Below are 14,731 nucleotides of genomic sequence, written 5' to 3' on the forward strand. Positions count from 1 at the left end.
GTGATATGTTATATGAATTTTGGTTTGAAAATGAGTTGAACCCAAGCCCAGTTATTGATAGAAGCGGTTTCAGAGGTGATGCCTTTGACGGTTTCCATAGAGTCGGTGGCAAACATTTGCGAGTATCCAACTTTGAGCGTGCCTGATGCACCAAGTTTTCGAACGTAGACGAGATCGACTTCTGTGCCGAGTCCTTTATCTATAGTCGCTCCTGCTCCGTCCATCACGTCAGCAGCAGTGAGGAAGTAGTGCAAGTGTCCGAGTAGTGCGCCTTTCCCAACTTTGAATTTGGTCTTTAAGTAGATGTCTTGTAGTCCGCCGAGGTGGCCGTTGCCTACGTAGAAGTAGTCCATAAAACCGTATAGTGCGTGGTTGGTGCCGAATAGTGGAGCGAATGCTGTTGCTTTTTCGCTACTGGTATCTTGCCCTGATAAATAGTCATAGCCTATCGTCAATGGTGTGATTGATGTTTTGGCTGTACCAGATAGGGAGAACATGTAAGCACTGAGGTCGCTTAGTCCCATTTTTCCGCCTTGATAGAATCCTTCTGCATTCAAGGTGAGGCCACCTAGTTTTTTCATCCCCATTAGTCCGTATGACTGTCTGTTGGCAACAGAATCTTCCAGTCCGTACTGACGAGCGTCGTTGATGAGGTAAAGCGAGAGACTTGCTGCGCTGAATTTCTTATTGAGGTAGGCATACTCCATGTGCTTGTAGTTACCTGTAGCGTGGTAGGGACCATTGCCTGTGAATGATGGGTAATAAGTCCCCGTTAGTCGTACAGGTTCACCTCCAGTAGTTGGGTTTTGGTTGAATGCTCCACCTACGTGGATTTTGAGACCAAGCGTGTCTTCGTACATGAACAGGAGTGCGTCATGTCTTAACCCTTGCATGGCCCACTCTAATCCTCCGAACATTCGCTGGTTGTCGTAGGAGATGATCTGGCGTCCCATTTTCATGGATAGATTGGAGGTCATGTAGTAGCGTGCCCAGGCCTGAGAGATACCAAAGGATCCGCTGTAGTCTTTGTCTACGATCCCGTCCTCTCCCCACATCCGAACGTCCTGTAGGTCGACTTGTACTTCGAGATCTTCCATTTTGTAGTTGGCATATAGTCTTGTTCTTTGTTCTATGAAGAAGGCCGGGTCTTGCGATTCTAGGATGGGTCGTTTAAATCCATTTCTGTATTCTCCTCTAACGTTGACTTCTCCAGAAAGGGAGAATTGAGCCTTAGCAGAAAAGCAACTGATGACCAGTGCTGTGATGATGAGGTATGCGTTTTTCATATTGGTTATGGTAATTTTCGTTTTGACTAAATTTTAACTGAACTAAGTATTAATACGTATTGTTTTTACTTGCTATGCAGCAAACATAGACTGAGAGTTTTCGCTGGGAAATGGGATATGACAGCCTAGAAAATATTTTTTATCCATGAAATGACATGCTATAAATCATTTATTTAAGAAAAATCGTCAAATAGAGCAAACTGGTTACATTTCGCTTCAAAATCTGAAGATTACGTAGAATTTGGATTTTTGAGGCTGTATTTTCTAGAATTTCGCATAAGTAAGTAGTGATACGTAGATAAAATATGACGATTAAAGAGCATTTAGGTACGGTGATCAAGAGCATGAGTGACTTCTCTAGACAGACAAATATGGTTGCTATCAATGCTGCGATTCACGCAGGTAGGTTGGGAGGATCCGAAGGAGCTCCGTTCAGGGTTTTGGCAGGAGAGATACAAAATATGAGTGCACGATCGATCGATAAACTAGAGGAGCTGGATCGATTGGTTCATGATATCGGAGAGATGTCTGGCTTGATCAATTGTGCGGGACGTTAGAGGATGTTGTTGATGAAACTGCTCAATGCGCAACTGATGGAGAACGAAAAGATGACCAGAGAAACGATCACTGCTTTTGAGGGTAACATTAAAGTCATTAGAAACTCGCGAATCAATTCAGCGCAATGTTTGCCAGTGTTGGATCGAGTGGATGCGTTGTGGCGTGACATGTTGGTTAGCTTGTCCGATCGCTCTGCTGAAATGTTGGCGAATCAGGTGGATAAGCTGATTGATCAAATTAATAAATTATTGTCCTACTACGAGGCGTTTTCTGGACAATAAAAAGGCCACTAGTCTTCTACCAGTGGCCTTGAATTTGAATAAGTAAAATTTAGTTTTTTGTTCTGTCAAAATCGGTGGACAACTGTGGTACTGCTTTGTCGGTCATCTTTTGAATCACACGGTGCATCCAGATTAGGCAGATCGCTGACAGTGCGAGCATCAGTATCCAACAACTCGACCAGAGTCCGGTCCATTCTAGCAGATAGCCAAAGATGATGGGACAGCAGAACCCACCGAGACCACCTAGTACCCCGACCATACCGCCGACTACCCCGACCTCATCAGGGAAGTAGTCCGGGATGTGCTTGTAGACCGCTGCTTTGCCTATTCCCCAGATAGACCCTAGCAGTATCGCTAGGCTGGCAAATATCCAAACGTTAGCCTGAAAGTAGATGTGTGTTTTTCCTTCGGCGAGTAATTCTTTTTTGGCAATCTTATCGCCTACTTGTACGATAGGTTCCTGCCATGTTTCTTTTACAGGCCAAAAGTGAAATTCTTTCTCGGCATCTTTTAGTTTGTTTGTTTTTTTTTCTAGGTCATAGGTTTGTCCATCTATGGCTATGGACTGGCTGGATACTGCTGTGATGGTGCCGGATTTTTTAGCAGGAACACCTTTCCCTGTGGAGTAGATATCCATTTTGGGAAGTAGCAATGCTAGAGAGAGTATAAGTGTCCCGCCGAGTACACGATACATGATCGTACGTGCGCCGAATTTGTCAGAAAGCCATCCGCCAAAGGCTCGAATAATACCAGAAGGAAGACTAAAACAGGAAGCCAAAAAACCAGCCATAGCCAGGTCAAAGCCATAGACATTGGTATAATAGGGGACTAGCCAGCCAGCAAAAGATACAAAGCATCCGAAAACCAAAAAGTAGTATAAGCCAAATCTCTAAACACGGATGCTTTTGAGTGGTCGTAACAGTTCTCCGACGGATTTGGGATCAGTATTTGGTTTCTTACCTCGTCGTGGAGAGGAAAAATATGATTGCCATGATGATAAGACCCGCAGCGTATAGCTGGGGCATCACTCTCCATCCTTCTAGGTTAGTTTTGTCATCGGTGAGGTAGTCTAGGATGTTAAGGCCAACCATCGTAGTGACCGCTGCGCCTGCATTTCCTGCTCCGAATATGCCTAGTGCGGTTCCTTACTTTTCTTTTGGAAACCAAACCGAGCTATACGCAATACCAATTGCGAAACTAGTACCTGCGAGACCAAAGCCTAAACTGCATAGTGCATAAGACCAAAAATCGTCAGCATAGGATAGTGAGAATAATGGGACGGCACAAATGAGTAGAAGTGTTGTGAATACGGGTTTGCCACCGAATTTATCTGTGAGTATGCCGGCAGGAAGTCTGAAAATTGCGCCTGTTAATACTGGGATGCCTATTAACCATCCGATTTGTATTGCAGTCCAGTCGAATAGTTGATTGTCAACAAGGAATGTAACCAAGATACCATTGAGAAGCCAGGCGGCAAAACAAAAAGTAAAGGCCAGCGTGTTTAGAAAAAGTGTTTTGTTCGCTTGAGTGGATTGAAATTGTGACATTTAATATATACGTATTATTACGTGCAAATTAAATGCGTAATAGCTTTATGTAACATGTTTTAGCTATCCAAGAAGAAGTTATGTTCTGATATTTCTTTTCGTAGCTGGTCTAAGTCTATGATGCCAAGCCTTTTACCGCTTGCTCTTAGCAGGTTCTCCTTTTTGAGGCTGGAGATTACACGTATGACTTGTTCATCAGTAGTTCCTGCAAAATCTGCTATTTCTTTTCTAGAAAGCTGAATATTTAAGTAGTCGTTGCTCTGCCCGAATTTTCTATATATATATAGGAATGCATCAATAACTTTCTCCCTTACAGTCATTTGAGCAAATTTTCTGACTTTAGTTTCACTTCGATTGAGTTCTTCAGCATAGAACATCATAAAGTCGTAGGTCAGGTTGGGTAGCTTGTGGAGCATGTCCTGTAGCACGTCATTGGTAAAGTTGCAAAGGACCGTGTCCTCTAGTGCTACTGCATTGATCTGATAGGATTGACCAATACCAAAGCCTCTATGGCCGATGATTTCTCCGTCTTTGGCGAAGCGAACAATCTGCTCACGCCCCTGAAAGCCTGTTTTAGCTACTTTTACCTTGCCATTGTAAACAAAGTACAGCCCGTGTACAGGAGCTCCTTCCAAGATAAACTGCTGTCCTTTTTTGCACTGTATAGTATGTTTTTGGGCAAGGTAATCTTCTATCCCTTCTCCATAGCTATTCCTTTTAATAATACAATCTAGGTTTTGGCACGTTTTACATGGTTCGTTCTTCATCACTATTTAATTACGTATAACTACGTACAAATTAATATAAATACTGAGTCATCTGCAACTCTCTCGAACAAATGAGTAGAATATATTGCAGGAAATTACAAGGTCTCAGCCCAGAAAACATCCTGCAAAGTGTGATAGATTAAAGCAAAGGCCGTTTTTTAAGAAATTCGTTCATGCGTGAAAAATGATAGATAAGAGACTGACTTTATGAGATGTGACATTTACGGCTTGGTCTACTAATACTAAAGGGGTGGAAGAGCAAAAATACGCACTATGTGGTATTGCTACTTTAAATAAAATCGTAGAATTTTGTGAATAGACGTGCTTAACGGGGCGTCTCAGCAGTATTTGATTCGACTAATATACCTAATACGTGGTGTTGACTTAGGCTATAAATAGGTAGTCTTTTGAACCATGAATTATTGTGATTTTAATCTTTAACCAGAATCAATGCATTATGACTGTTCATAAAAAAGACCAAAGGAGTTACGGCAAGTTAATCTTGGTGCTAAGCATGTATATAATATTAATGGGAGTTCTAAAGTCGAATTTACTAGAAAAGCCAAAGAGTGCTATGGACAACCGTCTTACGGCATTGGATAGCAATTGGCAGACGGTAAGGTTTTGGTAGTTCTCATAGAGAAAGACAACCTTTTAACCTAACCGCCTATCTTAGTTTGAAGCACGAATGATAGGAGGTTTATGCCTGACTCTGATGAGTCAGGCTTTTTTGTGCTCAATTTTTAGGTCAATTCCGTCATCTGCCCAGCATCTATTTTGAATATTTTTAAGGCCTCAAATTTTTTTATGAGGAGATCCCTGGTTCGTTCTTCTCGTGCGTCGGTGATAAATATCTGACCAAACCTGTCTGAGGAAATGATATCTAGCAGTTTTTGAATTCGCTCATCATCCAGTTTATCAAATATGTCGTCTAGAAGAAGGATGGGGGTCAAATTCAGGTGGGCTTTGATAAATTCGAATTGTGCCAGTTTGAGTGAGATCAACGTAGATTTTTGTTGCCCTTGAGATCCAAATTTTTTGAGTGGCTTTCCGTTAATTTTTAGAATGAATTCATCACGGTGTGTGCCGACCAGTGTACGTAACATGATACGATCTTTGTCACGGCTCTCCATGAAGAGTTCTTTGAAATTTACTTCTAACGCCTTTGAACTATAGTCTATCGTGACATTTTCTTTTTGGTCGGCGAGTTCGTCATAGTTGTTTTGGAAATAGGGCTGATACTGTAGCAAGAAAGCTTTACGTTTTTCAGCGATCACTTTGCCAGCTTGGGTTAATACAGCGTCATAGTTGTCGAGTAGCGTCGCATTGAACTGCCTAGTCTCTTTGAACTGCTTTAGAGCAGCGTTCCGCTGTTTTAGATGGTGGTTGTATTTGATGAGTACTTGTAGGTACTCCGGGTCGTACTGTGAGATAATACTGTCAAAGAACCGACGTCTCACCTCGTTGCTTTCACGGATCAGTTCATCATCGTTAGGCGCGATCATGACCACTGGATATTTGCCCATGTGCTGACTGAGCTTATCATATTCCTGTCCATCGACTTTAAAGGTTTTCTTCTCTTGAGCTTTTAGGCTACACTGTATTATGCTGGATTTGTTGTTGATTTTGAATTCCCCTTTGATGAGGAAGAAAGACTCTGCATGTCTTATGTTTTGACTATCTATGGTGTTGAAAGCGGACTTGGTCAACGATAAGTAGTAGATCGCGTCGAGAAGGTTGGTCTTTCCACTGCCATTGAGTCCGACGAAGCAATTGACATGTTCGCAAAAAACGGCCTCTTCTGCTAAATAGTTTTTAAAATTGCTGAGTTTAAGTGATTGAAGAAACATATATTCTTTGCTGAAGTGACGAAAATAACTAATTTCGCACTTCGCTAACCTAGTGTTTAAGTCTAACCTTGAAAATATTGCGTGTTTACGCTTTAAACCTTATTTAGAAATGGCAAGTGTAAAAGAAAAAAAGAATACCAGAGCAAAATCCAAAAGTGATTTTCCAAAGGAAACCTACATGGAGTGGTACGAGTCCATGTTGTTGATGAGAAAGTTTGAAGAGAAGGCGGGTCAGTTATATGGTCAGCAGAAAATCAAAGGTTTTTGTCACCTGTATATCGGCCAAGAGGCATGTGTAGCTGGAGCTGTTTCTGCATTAGAAAAAGGCGACAAGTATATCACTGCTTATCGAGACCACGCTCATCCTATGGCCTTAGGTTCTGATCCTAAAGCGATCATGGCGGAGCTATATGGCAAGGCGACAGGGATATCCAAAGGTAAAGGTGGGTCTATGCACATGTTTGACAAAGAGAATGGATTCTTTGGTGGCCATGGTATCGTAGGTGGACAAGTGCCACTAGGAGCAGGGATCGCATTTGCCGAGCAGTACAATAACACTGGCAAACTATGTATGACCTACATGGGTGATGGCGCGGTTAGACAAGGTGCATTTCACGAAGCACTAAACATGGCAATGACTATGAAGCTGCCAGTTGTATTCTGTATCGAGAACAACGGGTATGCAATGGGTACTTCTGTAGCTAGAACGTCTAACGTAACAGGTCTAGATCAATTAGGTGCTTCATATGAGATGCCTTCTGAATCAGTAGACGGGATGTCAGTGATCGATGTGCACCATGCAGTAGATAGAGCTGCTAAGAGAGCTAGAGCAGGCGAAGGCCCAACATTGCTAGAGTTCAGAACCTATAGATATAAAGGACACTCAATGTCTGATCCTGCTAAGTACAGAACCAAAGAAGAGGTAGAGCAATACAAGCAGAGAGATCCAATTGAGCAGATTAGACAAGAGATTTTGGATCAAAAAATTGCAACAGAGAAAGATCTCGCAGCGATTGGTGACAAGATCAAGGAGATTGTGGCTGAGGCGGTTAAATTTGCCGAAGAGTCTGAGTACCCAACGGCAGAAAATGCTTACACGGATGTATATGCAGATGCTTCTTATCCATTCGTGGAGGTTTAATTAGACTTGAAAGACTAAACATGGCGGTAAATCAAATTCTTTACTAGATTTACTGCCTTGAATTTTAAATAAAGATGACAAAAAAGAGAAAAGACGCTGAGTCACACGGAAATGATTTGCTAGAGAGCCCAGAGGCACTTGCTGCGCAATTATCCAGAACTGAGCATTTCATAGAGAAGAATAAAACGCTCGTTTCTGTACTAGGAGGAGTGGTTGCTGTGATTATTATAGGTTTTCTTTTTGGACGTTACTATATAGAGAACCAAAATGAAAATGCACAGCGCGACATGTTTCAAGCGGTGTATTATTTCGAGGCAGATAGCTTAGGCTTGGCACTCAATGGTGATGGTAACAACTATGGTTTCTTGGAGATCATGGATTCCTACGGAATGACCGATGCGGCTAACTTGGCTAGCTACTATACAGGAGCGACGTATCTTAAGTTAGGGGATTATGACAATGCTTTGAAATACCTTAAAGAATTCAGTGCAGATGATTACCTGATTCAGTCTAGAGCGTATGCTTTGACAGGAGACGCTTACATGGAGCTAGGGAAGTTCTCAGATGCTGCAGGATTATACGAAAGAGCAGCGAACTATCAGGCCAACGATCAGTTTAGCCCTGTATATTTAGTCAAAGCAGCGATTGCCAATGAGAAAGCAGGTAGCAAATCTGATGCACTAGCTAACTATGAGACTATCGTTGAAAAGTATAGCGCCTCTACAGTATACCAAGATGCTGTGAAGCATGTGGCAAGACTAGAAGGTCTGCAAAACTAATAATAGAAAGATATTTTGAAGGAAAAGGGATGGATATTGATTCATCCCTTTTTTCTTTGCAAAAAAGTAAGAACCCATGGCGAGTGCACAAAAAAATCTAAGCGATTATAGTACCAATAACCTTATTGATATCAGTGACAAAGTATTTGCGATCATTGTTTCTGAATGGAATGAGGAGGTGACAGGTTCATTATACAATGGAGCAGTACAGACGCTACTGAGTCATGGCGCAAAACAAGAACATATCGTAAAAGTAGATGTGCCAGGGAGTTTTGAGCTTAGTCTAGGTGCGCAGAAACTCGCGCAGCGAGATGATGTAGATGCGGTGATTTGTTTAGGATGTGTGATTCAAGGAGAAACCAGGCATTTTGATTTTATCTGTGATGCTGTAGCACAGGGAGTGACTAATGTTTCACTCAAGTATGACAAGCCCGTTATATTCGGCGTATTGACACCAGAAACACAAAAACAAGCCATGGATCGTGCTGGTGGTAAGCACGGCAACAAAGGAGATGAAGCAGCCATAACTGCTGTCAAGATGTTGGCGCTGTAAGCTTTTTTCGGGGCTAGTATAAAAAAGGGATGCAATATTTGATTGCATCCCTTTTTTGATTTTCTGAACTTATAATATCCCCCAATAAAAGAAGACTAACCATACCAAAAGGAACAGAGGTAGTAGAATCGGAATGGAGAATCTAATGATATAGCCGAAGAATGAAGGCATTTTGATACCGACCTGTTCTGCGATTGATTTGACCATGAAGTTTGGTCCATTGCCTATATAGGTCATTGAGCCAAAGAAAACTGCCGCGACGGATATGGCCTTTAGGGATAGGATAGAATTAGTGAAAACTGCACCGCCTTGAGAGAAATCTATGACCTGTGCAAGGCTATTGATAGATGCTCCCTGAGAAGCCATGGCCGCTGTTAAGAAGTTGATATAGGTAGGTGCATTGTCCAAGAATCCTGATAAAAGACCTGTTCCCCAAAATAAGGTATTAGGAGTGATCATTGCTGCCCCTGCATCTGATTGAGCAAAGTTGCCGACCAGTTCTAGTGCAGGCATCATCGTCCCAAATATGCCTACAAAAATAAAGGCAACCTCACGGATCGGTTCAAAATTAAACTCATTGCCATCTATTGCTTTTCGGTCTGCAAATTTGAAAGACAAATAGCCGGACAACAGCATAATAATCTCCCTAACGAAGGAAAATTTCTGGCCTTCATAAGTGATCGCAGGGACCCAATCTAGCACGTTTGGGTCTAAGAATACTGAGCCTACGATTACCGCTAGCCAAGCGAAATTTTTAGTTCCAGTGAAAGTTATCTTATTCGTCGGAGTAGCTTGCTCTTCTCCAAAGCTGTAGTCTGCTTTGTTTTTCTTATCTACAAAGAAGAAAACAATAGCTAATATAGATGAGGCAAAGAGCCAAGGGATCAAATTGTGTTCTAGTGTCCAGAAGAAAGGCACCCCCTTTAAGAACCCGAGAAACAGAGGAGGGTCTCCAATAGGTGTCAATGAACCTCCGATATTACTCACCATGAAGATGAAGAATATGATATGGTAGGGCTTGATTCTGTTTTTGTTTAGTCTGATGAACGGGCGAATGAGCAACATTGATGCACCTGTCGTACCGATGATGTTGGCTACTAATGCGCCAATCAAAAGGATCATCACGTTGGTCATAGGTTTGGCCTCCTTATCCACTTCTATCATGATGCCTCCTGATGCGATGAACAGGCCGCTCAAGAGAGCAATAAATTGCACATACTCAGCCAATGCATGGACGGGGCTATGATGATTGTGTAGTATAAAGAGGTAATAGAGAACTACGATGGCTGCTAATACACATGCTACGATGGGGTAGTTTTTGTGCCAGAAATGTTCATAGAACAAAGGCCCCGTAGCGATCATCAGTAGTAGCAACACGAAAGGGATGACCGTCCACGCTGGGGCATGATGATGCGCTTCTTCTGCATCAGACTGGACTGAATCTAACCCAACTGTAGTTTCCGTATGGTTGGAGTTTAGGTCGGTTTCTGATGTTTTGGCAACACTTAGTTGTGCTGTATTAAGTAATAAAAATAGAATAAAAAACTTCCGCATGAGGACATAAATATGGTATGGCAATAATATATAAATGCGCTGAACTCGTCTATCCAATAATTACATTATTTCACTCCTTTAGCCGACTAATGCCAGCATTGTGTGAATAAATATAGCGAGGTGGGGGGCATTTTCGGGTGATCCGGCATATTTATTTTGGAATAGCTTATAAATTCCGGTCTGATTAATTTTATGTTAATTTATTGATAAAATGAAGGCGGTTGCAATCGATATAGGCAATACGAAGGTTAAGGTAGGTAGTTTTGATAGCGGCACACAAATAGAGATTTTGGAGGTCTCGGATTTGCCTAGTCTACAGAAGGTGCTGACTCGATTGGCACCAGATCGTGTGATTTCTTGTTCGGTAGCCTACTCTGTTACGGAGCAGGAGGCTTATCTGTCAAACCATGACGTGCTTTATATGTCTCACGATACACCACTCCCTCTCCAGAATTTGTACAGTACTAAGGAGACCTTAGGTCTGGACCGTCTCGCTGCAGTGGTAGGAGCACAGACGGTAGGCAACCTTTGTGATCGTTTGGTCATTGACATAGGGACATGTATTACCTATGATTTTTTGGATAGGGATAACAACTACCACGGAGGAGCAATATCTCCAGGTATCGCGCTGAGGTTTAAAGCGATGCACGACTATACCAAGAGGCTGCCTTTGATAGAGGAATATGATGAAGTTGACTTGATAGGAGATTCGACACGCTCAGCTATGACGAGTGGAGTCATCCATGGGATATCTGCCGAAATAGACGGTATTATCTCACGGTACAAACAAAAATGGCCTGATATACAGGTGATTCTATGTGGTGGTGGTGCAAAACGTTTTGAATCTAAATTAAAAGAATCCATCTTTGCGTCCCCTGAATTAGTGCTGGTAGGTTTGAATAGGATTTTGGAGTATAATGAAGATAAAAAATAGTATAGCCCTTGTAGCTACCTGTCTTTGCGGCTATCTCGCTCAAGCACAGATTACTTTTTCCCCGTATTCGGTTTTTGGTATTGGTGATATACAGAGTAGAGCCATGTCTCACCAAGAGGCCATGGGGGGAGTGGGTATCGGTACGCCGAGTTTTTATCACATCAACAATATGAACCCGGCACTCTTGACTTATAATGTCCTCAGTGCATTTGAAATAGGGTTGCAAGGAGAGTCACGTACAGCAGCAAGCGAGTTTGACAATCAGACCACAGGTACTGGGGGATTCAAATACCTCAGTTTTGCTTTTCCAGTACTCTATAACCGCATGACGACCAATATTGGCGTTAGACCCTATAGCTCTGTTAATTTTGATTTTCTTACCTCAGGTCAGGTCATTGGTAATGATGATGTGATCTCCATTACCGAGAATCAAGGAGAGGGGGGTATATCAGAAGTCTATTGGTCTAATGGTATCAAAATCATAGATAATTTATCCGTCGGCGTAAGGAGTTCTTTTCTATTTGGGTTTATAGAGGACGAAACTAAAATCTATCTCTATAGCGAAGATGTTTTGGCTCAAGTACCTACGGGTCTAAAAGAAAAGACGAATTACAAAGGGTTTACTTTTGGGTTTGGGGCTTCCTATGAAATAGATATCGCAAAGGACAAAAGAATAAATATAGGGGCGACCTATGACCTGGCGCATAGTTTGGAAGGGGATAGGCTGACGCGTCAGGTGACTTTCGTTAATGACAATTCCATACCAGGAGATACGTTGACCAACCGAACCTATAGCAATGCCTTTGATTTGCCGGCTGAATATGGAATAGGTGTTTCGTTTGAGCACCTCAACAGATTCATCATAGGAATAGATGTAGCACGAGCAGAATGGAAAGAGGATGCTGCCTTTGGAGATTTTTCTGAGCAGAAAATGAGGGATTCTTACAGAGCAGGGTTAGGTGTAGAAATAATCCCCAAGTATAACGATGTAGACAGCTATTTGAGCCGTGTGAGATACCGTTTTGGTGTGAGCTATGAGCAAGTGCCCTACCTAGCTGGTACGACGAAGATCGATGACTTTGGCATTAATTTTGGCTGGTCACTTCCTGTAAAGTCTGTTTCATCGCTTGATATGGCGTTCAAATATGGGCAGAGAGGTACTAAGAGTGACGGGTTAGTCAAAGAGACATATATCAAGTTTGTCTTAGGTGCAACACTGAATGATCGGTGGTTTGTTAGAAGAAAATATAATTAATAGTTGGGCATTAGTTGAGAAAGTGGACAGTTCATCATAATTTTTCACTTTTTTAAGAACTCAACGGTCAAAACATAAATTCGATTAAAATGAAGAAGCTACTATTGATAGGGTTAGTTGTTGGATTAAATGCCGCAGCAATCGCTCAGCCAGGATGGAACTGGCCAGAAGATGTAGATAAAGCCAAGGAAAAGAACGCACTATATGTAGACGCTGTTAAAAGTGATCAGTTTGCTAGAGCAGTAGAGCCACACCAATGGCTACTAGATAACTGCCCAGATCTCAACGAATCACTTTATATCAATGGTGCTAAAATCTACGAGGGTTTAGAAGAAAAAGAAACTGATCCTGCTAAACAACTCGCTTACCAAGAGAAAGCGCTTCAGATGTATGACGATCGTATCAAGTATTTTGGTGATGAACCAAATGTGTTGAATAGAAAAGCGTTCAGAGCATATAAATTCTACAAAGGAAATCGTGACAAGTATCAGGAGTTGATGGATTTGTTTGACAAAACTTTCGAGATGAATGGTGTCAATACACTTGATAACAATCTAGTGGCCTATATGGATGTGGTCAGAAGATATAAGCTAGGTGGGGGATCTATCACAGACGAAGAGGTAATAGACAAGTATGGGAAAATATCGGATGTGATTTCTGAAAAGGAAGCACAAAAGAGCAATCCCAAATACGAGCGATACCAAGAGAACGTAGACAAGCTATTGACAGCTACTGTAGATGTTAATTGTGAGTTTATCGAAGGGAAACTCGTTCCTAAAATGAATGAGACTCAAGACCCCAAGATGGCCAAAAAGGTATTTCAGTTGATGTTGTCAGCGAAGTGTACAGATAGCCCAGCATTTGTAGAAGCGGGAGAGTTGGTCTATAAGAGCGAGCCATCGTACGGTATGGCAAAAGTGTTAGGGATCAAATTGGCCTCTGCTGGAGAAACAGACAAAGCAGCTGAGTACTATGATGCTGCAATCGAGATGTCTGATGACAACTTGCAAAAAGCAGAAATTTATATGAATAAAGCTCAAATGTTCGCAAGCAAGGGGCAAAAAGCAGCTGCCAGAACAAATGCAAGAAAGGCATTGTCATACGATCCATCTATGAGCGATGCATATACTATGATTGGAAACCTTTATATGCAGAGTTACAATGACTGTAGAGAAGGGGTGAGCAAAGTAGCGGATAGATTGGTGTTCATCGCAGCATATAATCAATACCAAAAGGCTGGGAATGTAGATGGAATGGCAAAAGCCAAAGAGCAGTTCCCTTCTATCTCGGAGATCTTTGAACTTGGGTTGACCGAGGGACAGTCTATGACTGTAGGATGTTGGATCAACGAAACAGTCGTTCTCGAAAGAAGACCAAACTAGTAGATAAAAAAGAATTGATGAAAAGCACCTAACTGTTCTAGTAAGGTGCTTTTTTTGCTTTGTATGAAATACTTACTTCCCATATTAATGATTGGCCTATTGCTAGCATGTGAAAGCAAGAATGCTGTTTTGGAGAAGGAAACCTATGACGGGCCATCGGTAACTTTGGACAACATAGATGTCTTGGTGTCTGACTCAGCGGTAACCAAACTGAGACTGGTAGCAGCCAAACAGTTGGTTTATGAAAACGAAGACAGGGATTTTCCCGAAGGGATATACCTTGAGTTTTACAATGCCATGGGACAATTATCATCTACCTTACGTGCCAATACTGGATATTATTTTGCCAAGGAGGACTATTACAAAGCTGAAGGAGATGTACAGATGAAAAGTCTAGCCAAAGGAGATGAACTGCATTCTGAACTTCTCAATTGGTACCCAAAAGAAGAAAGAATATATACGGACAAATTTGTGACCATTAAGGCAGATGGAGAGGTACTGAAGGGAGAAGGCTTAGAAGCCAGTGAGGATTTTGATCAGTATACGATTTTGAACCCTACAGGCGTGATGACGCTAAACCCGACCAAGGGTAGTGTGGACGAAGAGTCGGGCTTTGATGAAGATTTGGTCTTCGAGGAAGACACGACCAGTTACGATGATGAGCCCGAAGAAATAATGGAAGAGTAGATGAATTCAGTTTTTCAAATCATAATATTTACACTGGCGGCAGGCTTTTTTTTAATTGGCCTACACCAGACGATGACATACGGCTTTTCGCATTCATATTGGATTTTTATGTTAAGTGTATCTCTCTTACTTTTATATCAATTTAAAAAGAACAAGA

15 protein-coding genes are annotated in these 14,731 nt (G+C 41.9%); 9 read left to right on the forward strand and 6 right to left on the reverse strand.

Annotation, left to right across the window (positions count from 1 at the left end):
- Positions 1-8: 8 nt before the first annotated feature.
- Positions 9-1,286 carry an alginate export family protein gene (locus BUB99_RS15100; protein ID WP_073123774.1) on the reverse strand — a complete coding sequence of 426 codons (1,278 nt, stop codon included), beginning with the start codon at positions 1,284-1,286 and terminating at the stop codon, positions 9-11.
- A 305-nt stretch (positions 1,287-1,591) separates the two neighbouring features.
- Between BUB99_RS15100 and BUB99_RS15105 the strand changes: the two genes are divergently transcribed.
- Positions 1,592-1,843, forward strand: coding sequence for a methyl-accepting chemotaxis protein (locus tag BUB99_RS15105; protein ID WP_073123776.1), 252 nt, complete (start codon positions 1,592-1,594; stop codon positions 1,841-1,843).
- A 12-nt stretch (positions 1,844-1,855) separates the two neighbouring features.
- Complete coding sequence (locus BUB99_RS15110; RefSeq protein ID WP_139281039.1) at positions 1,856-2,125, forward strand: hypothetical protein; 270 nt, start codon at positions 1,856-1,858, stop codon at positions 2,123-2,125.
- Between the two features lie 49 nt (positions 2,126-2,174).
- Here the strand turns inward: BUB99_RS15110 and BUB99_RS20625 are convergent, their stop codons facing one another.
- The 4 genes from BUB99_RS20625 to recF all read right to left on the reverse strand — a co-directional run bounded on the left by BUB99_RS20625 (position 2,175) and on the right by recF (position 6,289).
- A complete protein-coding gene (locus BUB99_RS20625) occupies positions 2,175-2,993 on the reverse strand; it encodes an MFS transporter (protein ID WP_245816848.1) in 819 nt (272 codons plus the stop codon).
- A gap of 277 nt (positions 2,994-3,270) precedes the next feature.
- Positions 3,271-3,672, reverse strand: coding sequence for an MFS transporter (locus BUB99_RS20630; protein WP_245816849.1), 402 nt, complete (start codon positions 3,670-3,672; stop codon positions 3,271-3,273).
- Positions 3,673-3,731: 59 nt separating this feature from the next.
- Entirely contained in the window at positions 3,732-4,439 is a 708-nt protein-coding gene (locus tag BUB99_RS15120; protein ID WP_073123779.1) for a Crp/Fnr family transcriptional regulator, read from the reverse strand.
- Positions 4,440-5,182: 743 nt separating this feature from the next.
- A complete protein-coding gene (recF, locus tag BUB99_RS15125; protein WP_073123781.1) occupies positions 5,183-6,289 on the reverse strand; it encodes a DNA replication/repair protein RecF in 1,107 nt (368 codons plus the stop codon).
- Between the two features lie 109 nt (positions 6,290-6,398).
- On the opposite strand from recF, the gene pdhA reads away from it, so the two are divergent.
- The 3 genes from pdhA (at position 6,399) to ribH (ending at position 8,762) form a co-directional block, all read left to right on the forward strand.
- Positions 6,399-7,430 (forward strand): pyruvate dehydrogenase (acetyl-transferring) E1 component subunit alpha, encoded by a 1,032-nt coding sequence (gene pdhA, locus BUB99_RS15130; protein ID WP_073123783.1) that lies wholly within the window; start codon positions 6,399-6,401, stop codon positions 7,428-7,430.
- A gap of 74 nt (positions 7,431-7,504) precedes the next feature.
- Positions 7,505-8,209 carry a tetratricopeptide repeat protein gene (locus BUB99_RS15135; RefSeq protein ID WP_073123785.1) on the forward strand — a complete coding sequence of 235 codons (705 nt, stop codon included), beginning with the start codon at positions 7,505-7,507 and terminating at the stop codon, positions 8,207-8,209.
- A gap of 76 nt (positions 8,210-8,285) precedes the next feature.
- Positions 8,286-8,762 carry a 6,7-dimethyl-8-ribityllumazine synthase gene (ribH, locus tag BUB99_RS15140; protein ID WP_073123787.1) on the forward strand — a complete coding sequence of 159 codons (477 nt, stop codon included), beginning with the start codon at positions 8,286-8,288 and terminating at the stop codon, positions 8,760-8,762.
- A 69-nt stretch (positions 8,763-8,831) separates the two neighbouring features.
- On the opposite strand, the gene BUB99_RS15145 is transcribed toward ribH, so the two are convergent.
- Positions 8,832-10,316: a sodium:proton antiporter gene (locus BUB99_RS15145; RefSeq protein WP_073123789.1), complete on the reverse strand. Its 1,485-nt coding sequence runs from the start codon at positions 10,314-10,316 to the stop codon at positions 8,832-8,834.
- Positions 10,317-10,527: 211 nt separating this feature from the next.
- On the opposite strand from BUB99_RS15145, the gene BUB99_RS15150 reads away from it, so the two are divergent.
- The 4 genes from BUB99_RS15150 to lptC all read left to right on the forward strand — a co-directional run bounded on the left by BUB99_RS15150 (position 10,528) and on the right by lptC (position 14,574).
- Positions 10,528-11,250 carry a type III pantothenate kinase gene (locus BUB99_RS15150; RefSeq protein WP_073123791.1) on the forward strand — a complete coding sequence of 241 codons (723 nt, stop codon included), beginning with the start codon at positions 10,528-10,530 and terminating at the stop codon, positions 11,248-11,250.
- Positions 11,234-12,505: a hypothetical protein gene (locus tag BUB99_RS15155; protein ID WP_073123793.1), complete on the forward strand. Its 1,272-nt coding sequence runs from the start codon at positions 11,234-11,236 to the stop codon at positions 12,503-12,505. The genes BUB99_RS15150 and BUB99_RS15155 overlap by 17 nt, the downstream gene beginning before the upstream one ends.
- 89 nt (positions 12,506-12,594) lie before the next feature.
- A complete protein-coding gene (locus tag BUB99_RS15160; RefSeq protein ID WP_073123794.1) occupies positions 12,595-13,887 on the forward strand; it encodes a hypothetical protein in 1,293 nt (430 codons plus the stop codon).
- A 63-nt stretch (positions 13,888-13,950) separates the two neighbouring features.
- Positions 13,951-14,574 (forward strand): LPS export ABC transporter periplasmic protein LptC, encoded by a 624-nt coding sequence (gene lptC, locus BUB99_RS15165; protein WP_084190584.1) that lies wholly within the window; start codon positions 13,951-13,953, stop codon positions 14,572-14,574.
- The last annotated feature ends 157 nt before the right edge of the window (positions 14,575-14,731 follow it).

This window comes from Reichenbachiella agariperforans (assembly GCF_900142205.1).
In the GTDB taxonomy this organism is placed as follows: Bacteria; Bacteroidota; Bacteroidia; order Cytophagales; family Cyclobacteriaceae; genus Reichenbachiella; species Reichenbachiella agariperforans.